The sequence below is a fragment of the Janthinobacterium sp. 1L-D-8-B-C4 genome (assembly GCF_057291295.1).
The window spans coordinates 1-6095 of the sequence record NZ_JBXAVX010000034.1; the positions used below are offsets into that span (position 1 = coordinate 1).

Genomic DNA, 6095 nt, shown 5'->3' on the forward strand with positions numbered 1-6095 from the left:
GTGAAACAACTTTGCGCCGATGATAGTGCTGCAACCAGTGTGAAAGTAGGTTATCGTCAGGCTTGTTATTCGTAGTAGAGAAAAACCCCGATCAGAAATGGTTGGGGTTTTTTTTCGTCTGGTGATTTTGCGGCAAGCGCCAAAACCCCCGTCATGTTTTCTTCATCTTGGCTCTGTACGATGGTTTTATTCCATCCTACCCGGAGCCTATTCGCCATGCTGGCCAAGCTAAAACTCCTTAAAACACCCGCAGGTCCCGATACCATCTTGATGATATCGGGCATATTGATCGTCTGGTGTGCCCATGACGGCATGATGTCCCAGCCTTCCGCCTCAGTCCCTGCCGATCCCGCCATTGTTCTGATGGGTATATTGCTCTCCGCCGCCGTCATTCTCGTGGCGCTATGGGATGCTTTGCGTACACTGGGATTGAGCGCATCGCGCCGTATTGCCTTGCGCGTGCTGGCCTGCTCGGCTGTGCTCGTGCCCTTGTGCACCAAAACTGTCTTTTTCTTCAACGATGTACCAGCTGGCGATGGCTTTCCCTGGTGGCTGCTGGCGGCGTGCCTGTTCTGGCTGCCGGTTGACCGGCGTGTGGCCGGCATAGTCCTTGGCATCATCCTGGTGTGTGGCCTGATGGTGGGCGCCTGGCAGCAAGCGTTGGCGAGTTTGCCCTTCACGCCGGTCTTGTGGTCGGCCTGGATCGCCGCTTATCTCGTGTATCTGCTGTATCGCGTGTTCAAACCGGACGACGCGTTGGCCTGAAACGCAAAAGTACGTCACAATCACCCTGTCGAGTTGTCGTTTTCTACAAAACAGGAGCAACATGAACGAGTTAATTGCGAGAGATGTAGTGCTGGTACGCGCTATTGAGACGGCGGATCAGCAAAAGGAAATCCTCAGCGAAGATGACCGCATGTATGCAAGCCGCAGTGCGCGCGAGCTGGCCCAGTGGCAGGCCTCTGGCAAGCAGGCAGATGTGACGGGCGATGATTTCCTGCAGCAGCGTTCCGAACAGATATTGAAACGCCTGACCGAGCGCACGCCGGCGTTTGCCTCATTTGCCAGGCGGCGCAATGGCATGAAGACATTGTCGCTGACCTTGCCCATCCTGGCCTTGCTGCTGGGTGCCGGCCTCGATCGCATTACCGATCCGCACCGCGTGGATTTATTGTCCGCGCCGCTGCTGCTGATCATCGTCTGGAATTTGCTGGTGTATATCGGCCTGTTCATCTGGCTGTTCATTCCTTCCCACCCCCTTGGCTGGCCCAAGGCCGGCCTGGTGCGCCATCTGAGCGTGGGCAAGCTGTCGATGCCGCGCAAGCTGCCGCATGTGCTGGCCACGGGCTTGCTGAATTTTTCGGTGGAATGGGGCCATCTGAGCCGCAAGCTGACGTCCGCCCGCCTGGGCCGCACCATCCACTTGAGCGCGGCCCTGTTTGCCATCGGCGCGGTTGCTTCCTTGTACGCGCGTGGCTTTTTGTCGCAATATGCGGCCGGCTGGGAAAGCACTTTCCTGGGCGCCGGCCAGGTGCACAGCCTGCTGTCGACCCTGTTTGCGCCGGCCATTGCCGTGTTTCCGCTGCAAGGCTTTTCCCTGGCCGAGATCGAAGCGCTGCGCTTTCCGCAAACCACGGCGGCCGAAGGCGGCGCGCGTTGGGTGCATTTGTATGCGGCGACGATCTTCCTGCTGGTGGTATTGCCGCGCGTAATCCTGGCGGTAATCAGCAATCTGCGCGCCGTGCAGCTGGCAAAAAACTTTCCGCTCGACCTTGATCAACCGTATTTTCGCAAACTCAATGACAGCATCGGCGTGTCGACCGGTGGCCTGCTGCGCGTGTTGCCTTACAGCTTTACCGTCGATGAGGCGCGTCACAAGGGGCTGGGGCAGATCGCCACCATGCTGTTTGGCGAGCAGGGCCGCGTGATGCTGCGCCCGTCGACCTCATATGGTGAAGAACCAAAAGACGTGCTGCGCGATACCGACCTGAACGATGCGCAAGTCAATCTCACGGCGGCCCTGTTCAACCTGACCGCCACGCCGGAAAAGGAAAACCATGGCGCCTTCCTGACGTACCTGGCGCAATCGTCGACACGTGGTGTTGCCGTGCTGATCGACGAGTCGTCTTACCTGGAGCATGCGGGCGAGGTGCCGGAAAACGATACCCGCCGCGCGGAACGTGTGGCCTTGTGGCAGCAGTTCTGCCAGTTCCATCAGACCACGGCCACGGTGGTCAATTTGCTCAATCCCGCCCTGCACCCTCTCGATGCGGGAGTGGGTCTGAAACTATCGGCAGCAGCATGAGTGTGAATGTAGAGAAGCAAGTGCAGGGCGATGCGGTGCAGATCCAGTTTGCCTTGATATCGCATACGAATAATGGCAAGACCACCCTGGCGCGCACCCTGGTGGGTATCGATATCGGCGAAGTGCGCGACGCCGCCCACGTGACGGTATTTGCCGAATCGCACACCTTGCTGGCCACGCCGGAAGGTGACGCCTTGCAATTGTGGGATACGCCCGGTTTTGGCGACTCGGTACGGCTGTTGAAACGCCTGGGCCAGGCCGGCAATCCCATCGGCTGGTTCCTGCGCGAAGTGATCGACCGCTACCGCGACCGGCCATTCTGGCTCAGTCAGCAGGCGCTGCGCACGGCCAGGGATGCGGCCGACGTGGTGCTGTACCTGGTCAATTCGTCGGAACATCCGAAAGACGCTGGCTATTTGCCGGCAGAAATGAAAATCCTGGAATGGCTGGGCAAACCGGTGGTGGTCTTGCTGAACCAGATGGGACCGCCTCGTGCCGGCAATGCCGAGCACGGCGAGCAGGCGCGCTGGCGCGAACATCTGCGGCAATATCCGATCGTGCGCGAGGTCCTGGCGCTCGATGCCTTTGCCCGTTGCTGGGTGCACGAGCGCGTCTTTTATGAAGCCGTCGGCAAGTTGCTGCCTGCTTCGCAGCAGGCCGGATATGCCCGTTTGTTTGCCACCTGGCAGGCGCACAATACCGCCCGTTTCCAGCAGGCGATGCAATTGCTGTCGTCGCAGCTGGCGGTGGCGGCGCAGGACAGCGAGGCGCTCGATACGGCCTCCAAAGGTTTATTCAGATCGGCCTTGCAGGTGGTGGGCATCGGCAAGAATGAAGAGCAGCAACGCCAGGAACGCGCGATGGCGGCCCTGGTCGCGCGGCTCAATATCCATAGCGGCGAAACCACGCGCGAACTGCTGATCCTGCACAAGCTCGACCCGACCGATGCGCACAAGATCAATACCCGCGTACGCGACAACTTTGCCGTGCGCGCGCCGATCGACAAAGCCCAGGCGGGCTTGCTGGGCGCGATGGTGTCCGGCGCGGCCACGGGCTTGTCGGCCGACTTGCTTTCCGGCGGCTTGAGCATGGGCGCGGGCGCCTTGCTCGGTGGCGTGGTCGGCGCGCTGACATTTGCCGGCGCCGCCTGGGGCTTCAATTCCGGTACCGACCGCAACCATCCGACGATGCAATTTACCGATGCCTTTTTGCGCACCCTGGTGGTGGCCGGCATCTTGCGCTATCTGGCGGTGGCGCATTTTGGCCGCGGCCGCGGCAATTTTGTCGAGAGCGAAGCGCCGGCCTTCTGGCAGGATGAAGTCGAGCAGGCGGTGGCGCGCCATGAAGGCGCCCTGCTGGAAGCATGGAAGGAGCTGCGCCGTGAAAAGTCGCCCGAGCAAGCTGCCGCCCGCCTTGCCCCAACCATCACGGAAATTGCCGGCGATACCCTGTCCAGGCTGTATCCCGATGTGCCGCGGCTGGTGTAAGGCTCAGGCCTGCAGCCATTGCTGCAGGAATTGCACGCACACCCTGACTTTGGCCGAGTTCGACAGCCGCGAGGTGGTCACTGCCCAGACATCGGCCTCCTGCCGGTAGCCGGGCAGCAAGCGCACCAGCTTGCCTTGCGCCAGGCTGTGCTCCACATCCCAGGCCGAGCGCAAGATAATGCCGTGGCCGTCGAGCGCCCATTGATGGACCAGCTCGCCATTGTTGGCCGACAGCTGTCCATCCACCTTGATCGTTTCCGCACCTTGCGGGCCCAGCAATTTCCAGCGCCGTCCATCCTGGTCGCGTTCACGGATCACGATGCATTGATGCTCGCGCAATTGCGCCAGGCTGGTCGGCACGCCATGTTGCGCCAGGTAAGCCGGCGCCGCGCACAGCACGCGAATATTGCTGGCAATCCGGTGCGCGATCAGGTCCGGCTCATGCACCATGCCGACGCGGATATCGAGATCGAAACCTTCACCCAATAAATCGACGGGACGGTCGAGCAATTCCAGCTGCACTTTCAGTGCTGGATACTGGCGCGCCAGCTGCGACAGGGCAGGACCCAGCCGGTTGCGGCCAAAGCCCGAACTCGAGCAGATCCGCAACACGCCTTGGGGCTGCAATTTGGATTGTGTCACCGCCTCGCTCATCTGCTCCACATCGTCGAGGATGCGCTGCGCCCACTGCCGCACGATTTCGCCATGGTCGGTAATGCCGACCCGGCGCGTGGTCCGGTGCAGCAGCTTCGCCTGAAGGGCGTCTTCCAGCATGCCGATGCGCTTGCTGACGACCGCCTTCGAGATACCGAGTTCCAGCGCGGTGGCGGCAAAGCTGGTTTTATGGGCGACCAGGCAGAACAGGCGCAAGTCTTCCAGCAAAGGAGTATGTTTCATCGATTGTCCACGAAGTGTGGCTACTTGGGTTGTGGGTGCGCTGATTGTATTCTGTTACGGCCCTAGTATCATCATCGCACCGTACCCCACTCAGGAAGAGACCATGGCCACCCATAAAATTGCAGTCATCGCCGGCGACGGCATCGGTAACGAAGTCATGCCCGAAGGCTTGCGCGTCATGGAGGCGGCCGCGCGCCGCTTCAATATCGATTTGCAGTTCACCACCATGGCGTGGGCCAATTGCGACTATTACCTGGAACACGGCCAGATGATGCCGTCCGACTGGTTCGAGCAATTGAAGGATTTTGACGCCATCTATTTTGGCGCCGTCGGCTGGCCCGATAAAGTGCCCGACCATATCTCGCTGTGGGGATCATTATTGAAATTTCGCCGCGAGTTCGACGAATACGTGAACTTGCGCCCCGTGCGCCTGATGCCGGGCGTGCCTTGCCCACTTGCCAACAAGAAGCCTGGCGATATCGACTTCTACGTGGTGCGTGAAAATACCGAAGGCGAATATTCATCGGTAGGCGGGCGCATGTTCGAAGGGACCGAGCGCGAGACCGTGCTGCAAGAATCCGTATTTACCCGCACGGGCGTCGACCGTATTCTGAAATACGCATTCGAGCTGGCGCAAAGCCGCCCCAAGAAACACCTGACGTCGGCCACCAAGTCGAATGGCATCGCCATCAGCATGCCGTACTGGGATGAGCGGGTGGAAACCATGGCGCCGCAATTTCCCGAGGTGCGCTGGGACAAATACCATATCGACATCCTGGCCGCGCGCTTTGTACTGAGTCCCGAGCGTTTTGACGTGGTGGTCGCATCGAACCTGTTTGGCGATATCCTGTCCGACCTGGGGCCCGCCTGCACCGGCACCATCGCGATTGCGCCGTCGGCCAATATCAATCCCGAGCGCACCTTTCCATCCGTGTTCGAGCCGGTGCACGGCTCCGCCCCCGATATCTATGGGCAGAATATCGCCAACCCGATCGGCATGATCTGGTCCGGCGCCATGATGCTGGATTTCCTGGGCAATGGCGACGCCAATTACACGGCCGCTCACGATGCGGTGCTGCACGCCATCGAACAGGTGCTGGAACATGGCCCCCGCACGCCGGACATGGGCGGCAGCGCCAGTACGACGGAAATGGGCATGGCGGTGGCCCAATTGCTGAAATAAAGCTTGCGGGCGCCGGGCGGCTTTGCTATAGTTCGCCTCCCCAATGAGACGCAGTCAAATGCGGCAGTTGAGGATCACCGGAAACGGTGGTGTTGTAAAAAAGAAGGTGTTGACGGATTTAGCGAAATGCTTCATACTCTTCCTTCTTCGCAGCTGACAAACACAACGCTTTGTCGATAGCGCGAAACACGCAGTACCGAATACAGTTCTTTAACAATTAACA

General features: G+C 60.0%; 5 protein-coding genes. 4 read left to right on the top strand and 1 reads right to left on the bottom strand.

Annotated elements, in window-relative coordinates; translation table 11 throughout:
• The first annotated feature begins 216 nt into the window (after positions 1-216).
• The 3 genes from AC0Z42_RS29600 to AC0Z42_RS29610 all read left to right on the top strand — a co-directional run bounded on the left by AC0Z42_RS29600 (position 217) and on the right by AC0Z42_RS29610 (position 3792).
• Entirely contained in the window at positions 217-765 is a 549-nt protein-coding gene (locus tag AC0Z42_RS29600) for a hypothetical protein (protein ID WP_485471629.1), read from the top strand.
• 61 nt (positions 766-826) lie between these two features.
• On the top strand, positions 827-2305 hold the full coding sequence (locus AC0Z42_RS29605) for a DUF2868 domain-containing protein (RefSeq protein WP_485471630.1): 1479 nt from the start codon (positions 827-829) through the stop codon (positions 2303-2305).
• On the top strand, positions 2302-3792 hold the full coding sequence (locus tag AC0Z42_RS29610) for a DUF3482 domain-containing protein (RefSeq protein ID WP_485471631.1): 1491 nt from the start codon (positions 2302-2304) through the stop codon (positions 3790-3792). Before AC0Z42_RS29605 ends, AC0Z42_RS29610 begins: the two co-directional genes overlap by 4 nt.
• Before the next feature lie 3 nt (positions 3793-3795).
• Here the strand turns inward: AC0Z42_RS29610 and AC0Z42_RS29615 are convergent, their stop codons facing one another.
• Positions 3796-4689, bottom strand: coding sequence for a LysR family transcriptional regulator (locus AC0Z42_RS29615; protein WP_485471632.1), 894 nt, complete (start codon positions 4687-4689; stop codon positions 3796-3798).
• A 103-nt stretch (positions 4690-4792) separates the two neighbouring features.
• Between AC0Z42_RS29615 and AC0Z42_RS29620 the strand changes: the two genes are divergently transcribed.
• Positions 4793-5872, top strand: a complete 1080-nt coding sequence (locus AC0Z42_RS29620) for a tartrate dehydrogenase (protein WP_485471633.1) — start codon at positions 4793-4795, stop codon at positions 5870-5872.
• The last annotated feature ends 223 nt before the right edge of the window (positions 5873-6095 follow it).

Coding starts and splice junctions, on each gene's coding strand:
- AC0Z42_RS29600 (WP_485471629.1), top strand. CDS start 217: ATGCTGGCCAAGCTAAAACTCCTTAAAACACCCGCAGGTCCCGATACC.
- AC0Z42_RS29605 (WP_485471630.1), top strand. CDS start 827: ATGAACGAGTTAATTGCGAGAGATGTAGTGCTGGTACGCGCTATTGAG.
- AC0Z42_RS29610 (WP_485471631.1), top strand. CDS start 2,302: ATGAGTGTGAATGTAGAGAAGCAAGTGCAGGGCGATGCGGTGCAGATC.
- AC0Z42_RS29615 (WP_485471632.1), bottom strand. CDS start 4,689: ATGAAACATACTCCTTTGCTGGAAGACTTGCGCCTGTTCTGCCTGGTC.
- AC0Z42_RS29620 (WP_485471633.1), top strand. CDS start 4,793: ATGGCCACCCATAAAATTGCAGTCATCGCCGGCGACGGCATCGGTAAC.